At 39.5% G+C, this 13,542-nt stretch carries 13 protein-coding genes; 7 read left to right on the top strand and 6 right to left on the bottom strand.

What is annotated here, in order from left to right; genetic code table 11:
- Positions 1-40: 40 nt before the first annotated feature.
- The 4 genes from H6G75_RS04290 to csaB form a co-directional block, all read right to left on the bottom strand.
- Complete coding sequence (locus H6G75_RS04290; RefSeq protein ID WP_190978736.1) at positions 41-2,485, bottom strand: DHH family phosphoesterase; 2,445 nt, start codon at positions 2,483-2,485, stop codon at positions 41-43.
- Between the two features lie 311 nt (positions 2,486-2,796).
- Complete coding sequence (locus H6G75_RS04295) at positions 2,797-3,186, bottom strand: hypothetical protein (protein ID WP_190978737.1); 390 nt, start codon at positions 3,184-3,186, stop codon at positions 2,797-2,799.
- A 232-nt stretch (positions 3,187-3,418) separates the two neighbouring features.
- Positions 3,419-4,219, bottom strand: a complete 801-nt coding sequence (locus H6G75_RS04300) for a PD-(D/E)XK nuclease family protein (protein ID WP_190978738.1) — start codon at positions 4,217-4,219, stop codon at positions 3,419-3,421.
- A gap of 96 nt (positions 4,220-4,315) precedes the next feature.
- Entirely contained in the window at positions 4,316-5,353 is a 1,038-nt protein-coding gene (gene csaB / locus H6G75_RS04305; protein ID WP_190978848.1) for a polysaccharide pyruvyl transferase CsaB, read from the bottom strand.
- A 182-nt stretch (positions 5,354-5,535) separates the two neighbouring features.
- Here csaB and H6G75_RS04310 point away from each other — a divergent pair, with 182 nt between their 5' ends.
- The 4 genes from H6G75_RS04310 (at position 5,536) to H6G75_RS33430 (ending at position 7,459) form a co-directional block, all read left to right on the top strand.
- Complete coding sequence (locus H6G75_RS04310) at positions 5,536-5,883, top strand: DUF2499 domain-containing protein (RefSeq protein ID WP_190978849.1); 348 nt, start codon at positions 5,536-5,538, stop codon at positions 5,881-5,883.
- Positions 5,880-6,194 carry a DUF3593 domain-containing protein gene (locus tag H6G75_RS04315; RefSeq protein ID WP_190978739.1) on the top strand — a complete coding sequence of 105 codons (315 nt, stop codon included), beginning with the start codon at positions 5,880-5,882 and terminating at the stop codon, positions 6,192-6,194. The genes H6G75_RS04310 and H6G75_RS04315 overlap by 4 nt, the downstream gene beginning before the upstream one ends.
- Before the next feature lie 200 nt (positions 6,195-6,394).
- Positions 6,395-7,168 (top strand): 1-(5-phosphoribosyl)-5-[(5-phosphoribosylamino)methylideneamino]imidazole-4-carboxamide isomerase, encoded by a 774-nt coding sequence (gene hisA, locus H6G75_RS04320; RefSeq protein ID WP_190978740.1) that lies wholly within the window; start codon positions 6,395-6,397, stop codon positions 7,166-7,168.
- 165 nt (positions 7,169-7,333) lie between these two features.
- Positions 7,334-7,459 (top strand): hypothetical protein, encoded by a 126-nt coding sequence (locus tag H6G75_RS33430; protein WP_277884068.1) that lies wholly within the window; start codon positions 7,334-7,336, stop codon positions 7,457-7,459.
- Positions 7,460-7,849: 390 nt separating this feature from the next.
- Here the strand turns inward: H6G75_RS33430 and H6G75_RS04325 are convergent, their stop codons facing one another.
- Both H6G75_RS04325 and H6G75_RS04330 read right to left on the bottom strand, forming a co-directional pair.
- The gene (locus H6G75_RS04325) at positions 7,850-8,935 is read right to left on the bottom strand and encodes a hypothetical protein (protein WP_190978741.1); all 1,086 of its coding nucleotides are present in this window, start codon (positions 8,933-8,935) and stop codon (positions 7,850-7,852) included.
- 42 nt (positions 8,936-8,977) lie between these two features.
- Positions 8,978-9,961 (bottom strand): hypothetical protein, encoded by a 984-nt coding sequence (locus tag H6G75_RS04330; protein WP_190978742.1) that lies wholly within the window; start codon positions 9,959-9,961, stop codon positions 8,978-8,980.
- A gap of 634 nt (positions 9,962-10,595) precedes the next feature.
- On the opposite strand from H6G75_RS04330, the gene H6G75_RS04335 reads away from it, so the two are divergent.
- The 3 genes from H6G75_RS04335 to phoU are packed head-to-tail and all read left to right on the top strand — an operon-like array spanning position 10,596 to position 13,428.
- Positions 10,596-11,348, top strand: coding sequence for a winged helix-turn-helix domain-containing protein (locus H6G75_RS04335; RefSeq protein ID WP_190591397.1), 753 nt, complete (start codon positions 10,596-10,598; stop codon positions 11,346-11,348).
- Positions 11,349-11,408: 60 nt separating this feature from the next.
- Entirely contained in the window at positions 11,409-12,734 is a 1,326-nt protein-coding gene (locus tag H6G75_RS04340) for a PAS domain-containing sensor histidine kinase (RefSeq protein WP_190978743.1), read from the top strand.
- Positions 12,735-12,762: 28 nt separating this feature from the next.
- A complete protein-coding gene (gene phoU / locus H6G75_RS04345) occupies positions 12,763-13,428 on the top strand; it encodes a phosphate signaling complex protein PhoU (RefSeq protein ID WP_190591395.1) in 666 nt (221 codons plus the stop codon).
- Positions 13,429-13,542: the final 114 nt, after the last annotated feature.

Genomic DNA, 13,542 nt, shown 5'->3' on the forward strand with positions numbered 1-13,542 from the left:
TGAAAAAGTGAGTCCTGTAATGACTCAGGACTTGGAACTTTTATGCTATGGGTCGATTAACAAGCGCCACAATTGTAGATAAAGGCACTTCAGAAAAATATTGTTGCTGAAACTGTTCCTCGCTGACTGCGGACAGAAATTGAGTAACGGCTGTATCTACTAGATGGGATGAAATTGTTTGGGAATTTTGGCTGATTTGTAAATAACGGTCTTGTCTGGTAGCTATAAATCCGCAATATTTTAAAGCTTTGATTCCTAGTAGTAAGCTGCGATCGCCTATGCCTAATTTTCCTAGTAGTTGCGTGCGGGTAACTAGCTGCTGTGTACGACTCAGATATTTAGCTATGCCAACTAGAGTCTGCCAAATTTCTTGCGGTGGTTGTAAGTGAGGTTTAGACCAAGCTAAGGCTAATTGTTGATGATTGTAAAGTGAGCGTTGCCACCACATACGTATTTCATCCCAGCTAGTGGGGCATTGTTCGAGGATGAGTGCTGAGTGCTGAGTGCTGAGTGCTGAGTATTCCTGGTTGCGCCAGTCGAGGATTTGTGTTGAATATTGTTGAGTGAGTTCTGAGTTATTGCTAGGACGGACGGCGATTAATCTGATTTCATAGCGTTTTTTGAAACTGTTGTAATCTAATTCGACGATGCAATCAGATTTGCCTACAGGTAATTCATCTTTATAATGCCCCCACCACACGCCAGGAAAAGGATTTTTAGTAGAGTCATCCCGAATATTAAAATCGGTTTTAATGTACTGTACTTTTTTTCCTTGCCAGTCTTGCTGATTGCGATGCCAAGCATTTTCAAACCAGCAGTTTTGAATGAGTAGTTTTGGGACTGGGTTTCCCATCCCACAAGGTTCTAGGAGTTTTAATTCTAAAAATAATTCTTTGCCCAAGTCTGCTACGGTAACTTTTAAATCTGCTTGAACCGTAGGCATCAATTCTGTACTACCCAAAGATTGCCGCAACTGCTGATTAATTGCTTGGGTAAATAAAGGAATATTCTCGACTGGTAAACTCAAACCCGCGGCGTAGGGATGTCCACCAAAGCGATGTAATAAATGTGCTTGGTCTTTGACTAGTTGATATAAATCAACAGAATTGATGGAACGGGCTGAACCACGGGCTAGTACAAGTGCTGAGTGCTGAGTGTTGAGTGCTGAGTTAGAAGATAAAGGAGCTAATTCTTCTAAAGCTCCTCTGTTTCCCAGGTTACTGAGCGGAGTCGAAGTATGGTTACTGAGCGAAGTCGAAGTATGCTCTTCTGCTAATTCAGTGCTTAACAAAATTGTGGGGCGGCCTGTTTCTTGGGCTACTTGTCCGGCGACTAAGCCTAATACACCGGCTGGCCATTGGGGATCTTCAAGGACGATGACGCTGGTGGTTGATAAATCTAATTGGGTGAGTTTTTGGGCTACCTGGGTTTGGACATCTTTTTGTAATGACTTGCGGCGAGTGTTGGCAAGTTCTGTCTCTTCAGCCAATTGATTGCAGTGTTTGGCATCGCGGCTAGTCAGTAATTCTACGCAAAAACTCGCATCACCTTGAATGCGACTAACTGCGTTGATGCGCGGCCCCAAACCAAAGGAAATATCTGTGGGGCGATCGCCACTTTTTTGGCACAATTCTAATAATCGCCCTACACCTGGTCGTCGTCGTGCGGTTGGTGGTTGTTTAAAGTCTGCTTGTAAACGTTGGATTCCCAATTGTGCTAAATACCGACAATCTCCTTTGAGTTGTACTAAGTCAGCAATTAACCCGACTGCGACTAAATCTAATAAATTTTCCAGTGCATCTTGCGGGACGTTCGGCAGAGTTTGATAAAGTGCTTCTACTAACTTGTAAGCAACTGCTACCCCAGAAAGATGAAATAATGTATGTTCACTTGGTAAATAACGGGGGTTAATAATAGCTGTAACTGGTGGACGTTGGGCGGGTAAGGTGTGATGGTCGGTAACAATGACATCTATACCTAACTGTTGAGCATAGATAATTTCATCAATATTTGTGCTACCTGTATCACAAGTAACTATTAATTTAAAATTTTGTTTTGCTAAATTCTCGATTCCTGAATTATTCAGTCCGTGAGATTCTCTAAGGCGATTGGGAATGTAATAAGTTAACTGTGTATGTTGCTGAAAAAATTGCCCCAAGCCATCCCATAACACCGCAGTAGAAGTGATACCATCAGCATCAAAATCTCCCCAAATCGCCACTTTTTCACCAAGCTTACTTGCTTGTTGTAATCTGGTGATTGCTAGGTGCATTTCTTCCCCAAATTCAAAGGGACTAGCAGGTTGATAATTTTGATAGTTAACAAAAGTGGCTAGTTGTTGAGAATCTTGAATACCTCTTTGCCACAATAATTGTGCTGCATATAATCCACTCGATGCAGGTGTGTACTGCTTGACTGCTGCAATAAACCAATCTGGGGGTTGTTCAGTTGGTGCTAAAATCCATTGTGTTTGGTCATTTGTCATTTGTCGTTCGTCATTTATTATTTATTACTTTACCTCTCATGTATTCTCAGTTTTCTACTCCATATTTCCTATCATCTTTCTTCAGAAATAGACGTAGTGTGGGCATGTTCAGTAAAATTATTAGTCAACATAAAATATAGTAGTTAATAACTAGCTTACAGCTACCTAAGTTTTTTCAAAAATAAAATATGAGTCCTATAGTATTAACGCTTCTCATGATAGTTGCAGCTTTTAATCTAGAGTATTTGTGATATTTACACCTCACAAAACTTTACAAAACTTTAAGATTAAGACTAGGAAATTAAGGCTCGTCAAAGAGATTTTTTCAACCAATTTAAATATTTTTCAGAAGCTCTTTTACAGTCCACGGGAGCTGTAACTGAAAATGGTTTATCCGCATAATTGCAAACTAAAGTTAGGTATACTATCCACTCTTTTTTTGAATTTATACTACTTTCTGTAGAATCCATCCATCGAAAATATTCTGAAAAAGCACGTTCACAAAGGATTGAATCAACTCCCTCAATATCACAGACAGAATCTCTATAAAACATTAATTGTGTATACGTTCCAAACCATTCTTGCGAACCATAAATTGCTGGCGAGACGACTGGTGGTGTTAATTTTTCGTTACCTTTAACTGGTGTGCTTAAAAGGCTTAAAAACAGAGGTATAATCACAATATTTTTGATTTTTGACATTAATGCTCGATTTAGTCAGGTAAATGTTTTAACTTTTTCCCGATTATAGAAGCTACACCCTCTAGCTTCCATAGGAATCATATTTGATTTTTGAACTAGGGTGGTAGGTGATCGTACTTCATGTTCCCCAAAGGTAGGGGCGAACGGCCGTTCGCCTTAGATTTTTTCAAAAATCAAATCTGCTATAGCCTCAAAAAAGTGTACCTCACTAAACCAAGAAGTGCTATATCAATTAAAGGGTGACTTCTTGAATGTTATCAATATTTATTAATGGATATGTTACTGTGTCTTCAGTTGATGATGTACGTTGACAACGAACGGCAAATTGGCAGTAATTACAGGCTTTACTAGTCTCGATAACTTGTGGGAATGGATGATTTTTTTGATAAAGTTTTAGCCAATTAGTTAGATTATTTAATAGCTGGTTGAGTTCTTTTGCTGTTTGCTGATGCTGCTTATTATCATAGGTGTATTTTATATTTTGTGGTCTACCTTCAGACTGAACAAACCAGTAGGTCATTGAGATATTTTCTGGTAAGTATTCGCTGGTTTCGGCTAATACGTACATATAAAGGCGTGTTTGCCAGTTTTGGGCTAATTTACGTTTATCTGGCGGTTTGGGATAGGTCTTCCAATCTAAAATTTGCGCTTGCTGGTTATCTGCAATTAATAAATCATAAATAACAGTTAGTAAATAATTTTGAACTTGTAGAGTACGATAGTGTTCGCTTTCCCGGAAAATTTGATTATTGATTGTAGGCGTTACAATTTCGGGAGCAGCATTAGCAAATGCAGACATCCATTTTTGTAGTTGAGAATCGGCTTGTAATAAACTATCAATTGGTAAACCGATTTCTCTCTGCTGCATGAGCAAGTGAAACCGACTACCCAAAGTTTGTCTTTCTTCGTGTTCTGGATTTGCGGGAGAATTGAGTTGCTCTAAATACGTATGCTGAAACTGACGGGGACAACGTTCTAATAAGTTGAGTTGTCCTTGGGATAGTCTTAATAAATTAGGAGAATTTGATAGCATTTTTCTATTATAGATTTAGCTGCGATCGCCTTGCTGGCTCCTATTTTATTTGTAATAATTTTTATCTGGGTTTTCCCTTAATAAATATCCAAAAATTTAACTCAAGGCTTCACTCAATAATTCGCGGTGCATTAAGGCTCTATCGACTAAAGATTGGATTTTTTCTGGCAGAAGTGGTTCACCCTTAGCATAATATTCCAGCCAAGTTTTACTAATGATATTTGCTTCATCTGGTAAATTTTCTAAATCCCAGCCAGGTATGGCTAAATCTTCCATTAAACGATTTACTTTGGGATCATAACTCAAGGCAAAACAGCGACAACCTTCAGCCGCAGCCATAATTAAACTGTGTAACCGCATTCCAATTGCCATTTCCACACCACGATATACACCTTTTAATAGTTGTGGATCTTCCAGACACAATATTTGGCTAACATCAGCAAGCTGGGGTTGAATGGCTTGGGCTATACCTAAATCTTCACTTTTTTGAAATGGCAGCAATAAAATAAATGCTTGGGTAGCTTTTTGAAAATCGACTAATGCTTTGGTGAGGTTAGCTAGGCGGGTTGGGGTGAGTTGAGGGTGCGATCGCAATGTTACAGCAACTCTCGGCGCAGGTAAATCGGCAAGTTCGGCGACTGGTTTTCCTTGTAGCGCCCAAACAGGATCAGGTGCGATGATGTGGGGAATTTGCCAATTTGATAATAAAGCCGCACTGGCGCGATCGCGGACACTAACTTTGGTACAATCAGCAAAATTGCGTCTGGCTAACCAGCGCGTTTGCGGACGCAATAAAGGGCCGATACCTTGCGCCCAAGCAATGGTTTTCAAATTCATTGTTTGCGCCAATGTCATCAATCCCCCATAATACAGAGGGCTAATGGTACTGGTGACATCTTGAATTAAACTACCGCCGCCCCAAATCAAAGCATCACAAGAACGTAAAGCTTGCAGTACAGGTAGTATAGCCATACGATTGTAAGTTTCTACATTGTAGCGATCGCGCGTTTCTTCGGGATTGCCAGAAAGCACCACAGGTGTAACATGAGATGGCAACATTTGTAAAAGCGTCGCCAGTAAAGCTTCATCACCACCGTTACCTTTGCCATAATAACCAGACAATAACGCCCGCATAGTTCCCATCTTTAGAATTTGGATTTTAGAATATCAACTTTTTCTCAACAGTTCATAGTATGTCAGCCATCTTGTCAATCAAAGAGGAATTTCCTTGTGGGAAGATTGAAGAACAGAAGAAAGAATCAGAGGAAGATTAACTTTTGACTCTTGACTTTTGACTTTTGACTTTTGACTTATTTATGCACGCCTTATCAATTCCCACTTGGATTATTCACATTTCTAGCGTTATTGAGTGGATTGCCGCGATTTGGTTAATCTGGACTTACGGCGAACTCACTGGTAATCGTAGTTGGTGGGGATTGTCCCTGGCCATGTTACCAGCTTTGGTGAGTGCCATGTGTGCTTGCACTTGGCATTATTTTGACAATGCAGAATCTCTAGAATGGCTGGTAACTTTGCAAGCTACCATGACTTTAGTTGGTAATTTTACACTGTGGGCAGCTGCGGTATGGATTTGGCGTTCCAGCAAGTCTGCCAAAAGTGTCACAGATAATGTTGCAGTCTCATCTATTAAATCAAAACCATGATCTCAAAAGAAACCCTGTTTGCCCTTTCCTTGTTTCCCTATTTGGGTTTCTTGTGGTTTCTTAGCCGCAGTCAACAAGTACCCCGTTTAGCACTGTATGGATTTTACGGCACACTTGTATTTGTCGGTATTACCATCCCCGCAGGTATCTACGCCAAAGTGCATTATGGCGAAGCTTTGGCAAATGTCGATTGGTTACATGGGGGTGCGGAAGTCTTTTTAACCCTATCTAACATCTTGCTGGTGATTGGTTTTCGCCAAGCTGTGAAGGAATTAAAAGGCAGAAGGCAGGAGGCAGAAGGCAGGAGTTAGAAGGCAGTGAAAGAATAATAGGACTTACGCAAGAACCCTCTCAAATCCTCTTAACTTCGTGTCCTTTGCGCCCTTTGCGGTTCGTTTTTTCATGATTTTGCGTAAGTCCTAAATAATTTTTATTTTTCCTACACCCTCACACCCTTACCCCCATTAATTCCCCACTCCCTCTTTTTGAAAATTAACCAAGGATAAGATAAATGGATGTAATACCAGCAATTGATTTACTTGAAGGTCGTTGTGTGCGACTGTATCAGGGAGATTATGAAAAATCCCAAGTTTTTAGTGAAAATCCTGTTGATGTGGCTAAACAATGGGTAGATCAAGGTGCAACTCGCTTGCACTTGGTTGATTTAGATGGTGCAAAAGCGGGTAAAGTAGTAAACTTGAAAGCGATCGCAGCGATCGCTCAAGCAATATCAGTACCAATTGAAATCGGTGGTGGATTGCGCGATCACTCTAGTGTGCAGCAAGTGTTTAACTTGGGTGTACAATGGGCAATTCTGGGGACTGTCGCCGTCGAACAACCACAGCTAGTCCAAGAACTCTGCCAAGAATTTCCCCAAAAAATTATCATTGGTATTGATGCGCGGAATGGGAAAGTAGCCACCCGTGGTTGGTTAGAAACTTCGGAAGTTTTAGCCACCCAACTAGCTGTGCGAATGCAAGAATTAGGTGCAGCAGCCATTATCTACACAGATATTCACCGTGATGGTACTCTTAGTGGCCCCAACATTGAAGCATTACGCGAACTCGCCAATGCGATTTCCATCCCAGTAATTGCTTCTGGCGGTGTGAGTTCGGTAACTGATTTGTTGAGTTTATTAGCCTTAGAACCACTAGGTGTCACAGGTGCAATTGTGGGACGTGCTTTGTATACTGGCGATATTTTACTCAAAGAAGCACTACGAGCGATCGGCCCAGGACGCATTCAAGATATACCACCCAATCTTGGCTTTTCTTCCTTTGCTTAACAATAGCTTCGATGCAAAATCGCGGCTAAACAAACTCATACTAAGTTGCTTTCAATAGTTCCAACAAGTAGAGACGTTGTGTACAACGTCTCTAATTTCCGGAATTGCTATTTACACTGTTGGAGTTAAAGTAGTAAAGATTTTACGAACAATCAGTGTGATCTTATGCCTCGTCAAAAACCCCGTAATAACGGTAAGCCAAGTAAAACAGAACCTGGTGCTACTCGGTTTATTGGCAAAATTGACAAAATCAATCAACAGAACTCGAACGAAATTAATAAACCAGAATAGTTTTTTATAAAACTTCAATAAGTTATAACAAGCACATTTACTAAAACTTTTAATTTTCTACAATATTGGGTTTCTTCTCTGTCTAGAGGCGCAAGTATAATCGCGTCTCTTTTTTATTTTTATATGTAAATTTTTTAACTAATTTCTGGATTCAGTAATATTCTTGTTGTATGTCAATATAGAGTTAATTCCACAGTATTATGTCTAACCAAAAATCAAACACCAACCCCCAACCCAACAAAAAATCTAATGAAAGCGCAACTCCTCGTAAGAAACCTCTGAACAATGGTAAACCCAATAAAACCGAACCCTGATTATCAATAATCATTTATTACAAATTATGCCTAAAAAGTAGAGACGTAATCACTAATTACGTCTCTAAATTAATGTCTATTTATTCTTCACCTGACTTTTTGCTTGTTCTAATGCAATCTCTTTAATTGCTTGGTAAGAATTGACATTTGCAGTTCCTTCAATCGCCTTAACTGCCAAATCTTGAACTTGTTTCAGTGCAGAGTCTAATTGTTTAGATAGATTTTGAATGCGTGTTTCTTGATTAGTGATGGTTTGTTCTAGAGATTGTAATCTTTGCTCATAGAAACGCTTTTGCCCTTCGACTTCTTTTGCATATAAATCAGCTTTTACTTTAGCTTGGTAATGAGCAATTCCTTTACCTTCTTCTGTAGCTTTTTTGATGGCTGCTTCTTTCTCTTTCGGAAATGCTTCTACCTTTGCTTTCGCTTCTTCAAATTGCTTTTCGCGTTCTGAGATTTGTTTTTCCTTTTCAGCCCATTGCTTTTCTGTTTCTTGCTGAAATTCTTCTAATTGTTTATATAAAGTTTTTTGAGCTTGTTCATATTCATCAGATTCTAGCTTGCGTTGCAGTTCCAAATCATATTTGTACTCGGCTGTATCTCGCTGTCGGGTTTTATTTAAATTATCATTGCGTTCTTTGATTGATTGCTTATATTCATCCTGTTCTTTTTGCCAAGCAATGCGTTGCTCAAGTATTTCTTGGGATAATATTTCATAACGCTGATTATATTCTTCCTGATATGCCTTAGAATTATCTTCATAAGCTGTAATCAGAGTATCTAAAGTATCTTCGCCAACTTCTAAATTATGTAATTGTTTTAATGCGGTAGTTTCTGTTTCTACAGATTGTCTAATTTCCCCTAATTTAGAAGCTTGTGTTGTTAACTGTTCTGATAACTCATTTGCCGCACTACCAAAACCCAATTGAATTTTAGCTAAACTTTCAATTGTATAATTCATCTTTTGTTGGATAGTTGCAGGCTGAGTCATAGTTATAATTGTATTTTGTTCTACTTTTGGCTTTTCTACGTTGGTATTTTGATTTGCTTTTAAAGCCTGATTTAGTTGAGTTTTTAACCCTGATGTTTCTTTGGACAACTCTTCATAAGCTTGCAAAATTTCCGCTTTAGTATTCTTATCTGTGAGTTTTTTACTAGCCATATTTAACCTCCAATGATTCTAAATTACTCAGATAAGAATTATCTATTTAGCAGCAGAATTACCAAAAGCTCTCATAGCTAAATCTTGCGCTTGCTTCAGAGTTGCTTGTAATTGGGTAGAAATACTTTCGATTTGCTCAGTTTGCTTAGTAATTGTCTGTTCTAAGCCTTGGATTTTGAGTTCATAGCTTTGCTTGGTAGATTCCCATTCTTTCTCAAACAAATCAGCTTCAATTTTGGCTTTTTGACTAGTTCCTTTAATTGCTTCTTCTCGCGCCTTTTTCACTGCTTCTTCCAACTCAGTGGGGAAAGCTGCGACTTTTTGCTGATATTCTTTGAATAAAGCTTGATTATTAGATAGAACTTTCTCCCGTTCAGTCCAGTCTTTTTCTTTTTCCTGTGTCTTTTCTTGGATATCTCTTTCTGAGTTGCGTTTCTTGGCTTCGTAAGCATCAGTGTTGAGTTTACGAGTAGTTTCTAATTTATATTGATATTCTTCTTGTTCTTGTTGACGTTCTTTATTAGTAGAATCATTGTATGTGGTGACTGCTTCTTCATACTCTGACTGTTCTTTTTGCCATTCTTTACGTTTGAGAGCAATTTCTTTTTCAATAGATTCTTTTTTACTGGCGGTATCTTGTTCTAAAGTTTTTAACTTTTCTTGATGTTCTTGAGTGAGAATATCTAATGTATCTGCAACAATTCTAATTCTTTGTAGTTCTTGAAGGTTTTGAGTGGCAATTTCTATCGCTCGGTTTAGTTCATCTAATTTGGAATTTTCTTTCGCCAGTTTTTCGGAGAGAGAGGTGACAATACTACCAAATTCTAGTTGTAAATCGGCTAAACCTTTAACAATACTATCAACTGTATATGTAGAAGCCGCAGTTAAAATTTCTTGGTTTTTGATTTTTTCAGCTTCTTCTTGTTTAGTGGCAATTTTTGATTCTAATTTTTTTTGTTCAGCTAAAATTTGTTGAAATGCTTGCATGAGTTGCTGTTTACTGTCTTTAACTGCAACTGAAGTCATACTCAAACTCCCTTAATTAGCAATGAATTGATTGGGTAGCAAACCATACCAATAGCTACCCTATGCAGACATCAGAGTAACCTTTAAAACCATGATTTTTGTTCAGTACAAATACTGGAATGAAGAAATGCAGAAAATCAAGTACGATATCAATTAACCGTACTGTTTTTTTGTTGGTATGGCTTCTATTAGCAATAGGCAGGAGGCAGAAGGCAAAAGTCTTACTTTGCCTAGCATTCGTGCTTTTTAGATGTTTTCACCTAATACTGCGATCGCTTGTATATAGTAAATTTGTACTAATAAGTATACTCAAACTCTCTTGCCCTTGTCAAGAGAGAGTGATGGCTGACGTGAAAAGCTTGTTTTTCGGCAATGTAGCAGTGTAGAATCACCTAGTCTGCAACTAGTAGCAGATAACAGCAAACTCCATAACACTTGAGTGTGAAGTTTGACAACGAGTTTTTTGCTAATATGCAACAAACTTGCTTTATAATGTTTTGTAGACATGACTGTTATATATGTTACTTTTTGCAAAGTAATTTGCTCAGGTGCGACAGTGAATGCACCGAAAGATTAGATAATTGACTCGTTTCTCAATATTGATACAAGCACAGGGCAGACTTTTGTGATATCAATGTACACCAGTGAATCGACCAAGTATTCTGCCAGAGCAGATATCGGACACACAAGTCAGATTCTAGTGGTAGAAGATGAAGAATTAATCCAAGAGATGCTATCTGTAGCATTGGAAGAGGAAGGTTACGGGGTCGTAACAGCGCCAGATGGAAGGGTTGCGATCGAGTATCTCAAAAGTGTTGAACCCAACTCCGGTGAGTTCCCCTTTGATTTGGTGATTCTTGACTTGATGTTGCCGCAAATCAATGGTTTAGATATTTGTCGCTTGCTGCGCCATCAAGGCAATCCAGTACCGATTTTGATGCTGAGTGCCAAGGGAAGTGAAACCGATCGCGTGTTGGGTTTAGAAGTTGGCGCAGATGACTATCTCACCAAACCATTTAGTATGCGGGAATTAGTGGCTCGTTGTCGCGCCTTGCTGCGTCGTCAACGTTTAAGCACTTTACCGCAATTACCAGTTCTGAAATACAAAGACGTGACCTTAAACCCCCAAGAATGTCGAGTATTAGTCCGGGGTCAAGAAGTCAATCTTTCCCCCAAAGAATTTCGGTTGTTGGAATTGTTTATGAGTTATGCGCGGCGAGTTTGGTCGCGGGAACAGTTGTTAGATCAGGTTTGGGGGCCAGATTTCGTTGGCGATAGCAAGACTGTAGATGTTCACATTCGCTGGTTGCGGGAGAAGTTAGAGTTAGACCCTAGCCACCCCGAATATATTGTGACTGTAAGAGGATTTGGCTATCGTTTCGGATAATTGGTGAAGATAGTTGTTAGTTTTTATTAATCACGACGCAACTAGCAACTGGGACTCACAATGTTCTTATTGGGATTAATTCTAGGTTTGGCGGTAGGTATTGGGTTTTGGATTTGGCAACAGATTCAATTAAACCGTTACCTGGGGAGAGTTCTTCAACCCTACTCTAGTTCGACGGATGTAGCTCTACCGCTATTACCTCGTTTGCGTCAGGAAATCAAGACATTACAACAGCAGCGCCAAGATTTACAGCAATCTCTACAAACTTATCAAGACCTATTGGATTTTGCACCGATAGGATATTTGCAAGTAGATGAAGAAAATCAATTGCTGTGGTGCAACGAACAAGCACGAGAAATTTTATATCTGCAAAGATGGCAACCGGGGCAAGTGCGCTTGTTGTTAGAGTTGGTACGGTCGTATGAATTAGATCGGTTGGTGGAACAAACACGCGATCGCCAAAAACCCCAAACCAAAGAGTGGTTATTTCATCCCTCATCCGACAATCCAGCCGAACTACCTACAATCAAGTCTATGACCTTACGCGCCTCTGGCTTGCCCTTACCCAACGGTCAAGTAGGCGTATTTTTAGAAAATCGTCAACCACTTTTAGACGTAAATCAAGAACGCGATCGCTCATTTTCTGATTTAGCCCATGAACTCAGAACACCCTTAACTTCCATTCGCCTGGTTGCAGAAACCTTACAACATCGCCTAGAACCACCCTTAAACCGTTGGGTTGACCGCTTGATGCAAGAAGTTGACCGATTGATTAGCTTAGTCCAAGGCTGGTTAGAACTAACGCAAATCGAAGCTAACCCAACTATACAACTGCATTTAGAACCAGTGGAAGTGCGATCGCTGATTACATCAGTTTGGGAAACCTTAGAACCCTTAGCACAAAGACAACACCTGTCACTTCACTATTCTGGGCCGGAAGATATTTGGGTAAAAGCTGATCAAGCCAGAATTTATCAAGTTTTTCTCAATTTGCTTGACAATAGTATTAAATACAGTTCTCCTAGCACCAACATTCAAGTAGAAGCCAAGATTAAATTTTCAGTAGATAATCATCAAAATAATTCTATACCCCCCTTCTTAGAAGTAAATTTAATTGATTCCGGTACAGGTTTTTCCGAAGCAGATTTACCGCATATTTTTGAGCGATTTTATCGGGGAGATAAAGCCAGAACACACTCGCCCTTACAAGACAATTCCATTGGTTCTATTGTCGGTAATGGTTTGGGTTTAGCGATCGTCCGGCAAATTCTCTTAGCACATGGTGGTTCCATTAAAGCCATGAACCATCCCCAAACAGGAGGGGCTTGGATGCAACTAACCCTCCCCGAAGTGGTGGCGAACTCTCAAAGCCAAGATTATAGTTAATAGTATCTTCACTTTTGAGAATACAAGTGTGGAAGCTGTCGTTTACAATTCCAACCCGGACAGTTCTCAGTTGGCGCGTGCCATCAGGCGCTTAGAACGAGATGTTTTACGTATGGGAGCTTTGGTAGAACAATCATTTCGCCTCAGCCACCAAGCGTTATTTGCTCGTAACCTTACGGCTGCTGAAGAACTCCCCCAATTAGATAAAAAAATTGACCGTTTTTATAGACAAATAGAATCAGACTGTACAGCCATCATGACTCAAGCACCAACAGCCCAAGATTTGCGCTGTTTGAGTGCTTTCATGCAATTAGTCCGAGATTTAGAACGGATAGGAGATTATGCTAAAGATTTAGGCAAAATAGCAGTTAAACTTTTCCCTTATCCACCTCATACATCTTTACCAGAAATTGAAATCATGTCACACCATGCCCAGGCAATGTTAGCAACTAGCTTGGTAGCTTTGGCTGATTTAGATGAAGCTGGCGGACGGGGAATTAAGCACTTAGATGATGCGGTAGATAATGCTTACGATCGCCTTTATCAAACTTTAGCTCAACAACGGGATATTCCGGGAGTTGTGGAGCCAATTATTTTGTTGGCATTAGCAATTCGTTGTTTGGAACGGATGGCAGATCACGCTACTAATATTGGTCAGAGAGTAGCATATATTGTCACTGGTCAACGCGGTTAACAATAATTGATGAGAGATTTTTCCCAATTACTGAATTGATAATTTAGCAAATCTTTTGTTACTAAATACAACATAAAAAAATAGAGAATTGGGATATATAAAGTTCCAATTCTC

Source organism: Nostoc sp. FACHB-280 (genome assembly GCF_014697615.1).
Lineage (GTDB): Bacteria > Cyanobacteriota > Cyanobacteriia > Cyanobacteriales > Nostocaceae > Nostoc_B.

Excerpts from the sequence above, each read along its gene's own strand:
- H6G75_RS04290 (WP_190978736.1), bottom strand. The coding sequence starts at position 2,485 with ATGACAAATGACCAAACACAATGGATTTTAGCACCAACTGAACAACCC.
- H6G75_RS04295 (WP_190978737.1), bottom strand. The coding sequence starts at position 3,186 with ATGTCAAAAATCAAAAATATTGTGATTATACCTCTGTTTTTAAGCCTT.
- H6G75_RS04300 (WP_190978738.1), bottom strand. The coding sequence starts at position 4,219 with ATGCTATCAAATTCTCCTAATTTATTAAGACTATCCCAAGGACAACTC.
- csaB (WP_190978848.1), bottom strand. The coding sequence starts at position 5,353 with ATGCGGGCGTTATTGTCTGGTTATTATGGCAAAGGTAACGGTGGTGAT.
- H6G75_RS04310 (WP_190978849.1), top strand. The coding sequence starts at position 5,536 with ATGCACGCCTTATCAATTCCCACTTGGATTATTCACATTTCTAGCGTT.
- H6G75_RS04315 (WP_190978739.1), top strand. The coding sequence starts at position 5,880 with ATGATCTCAAAAGAAACCCTGTTTGCCCTTTCCTTGTTTCCCTATTTG.
- hisA (WP_190978740.1), top strand. The coding sequence starts at position 6,395 with ATGGATGTAATACCAGCAATTGATTTACTTGAAGGTCGTTGTGTGCGA.
- H6G75_RS33430 (WP_277884068.1), top strand. The coding sequence starts at position 7,334 with ATGCCTCGTCAAAAACCCCGTAATAACGGTAAGCCAAGTAAAACAGAA.
- H6G75_RS04325 (WP_190978741.1), bottom strand. The coding sequence starts at position 8,935 with ATGGCTAGTAAAAAACTCACAGATAAGAATACTAAAGCGGAAATTTTG.
- H6G75_RS04330 (WP_190978742.1), bottom strand. The coding sequence starts at position 9,961 with ATGACTTCAGTTGCAGTTAAAGACAGTAAACAGCAACTCATGCAAGCA.
- H6G75_RS04335 (WP_190591397.1), top strand. The coding sequence starts at position 10,596 with ATGTACACCAGTGAATCGACCAAGTATTCTGCCAGAGCAGATATCGGA.
- H6G75_RS04340 (WP_190978743.1), top strand. The coding sequence starts at position 11,409 with ATGTTCTTATTGGGATTAATTCTAGGTTTGGCGGTAGGTATTGGGTTT.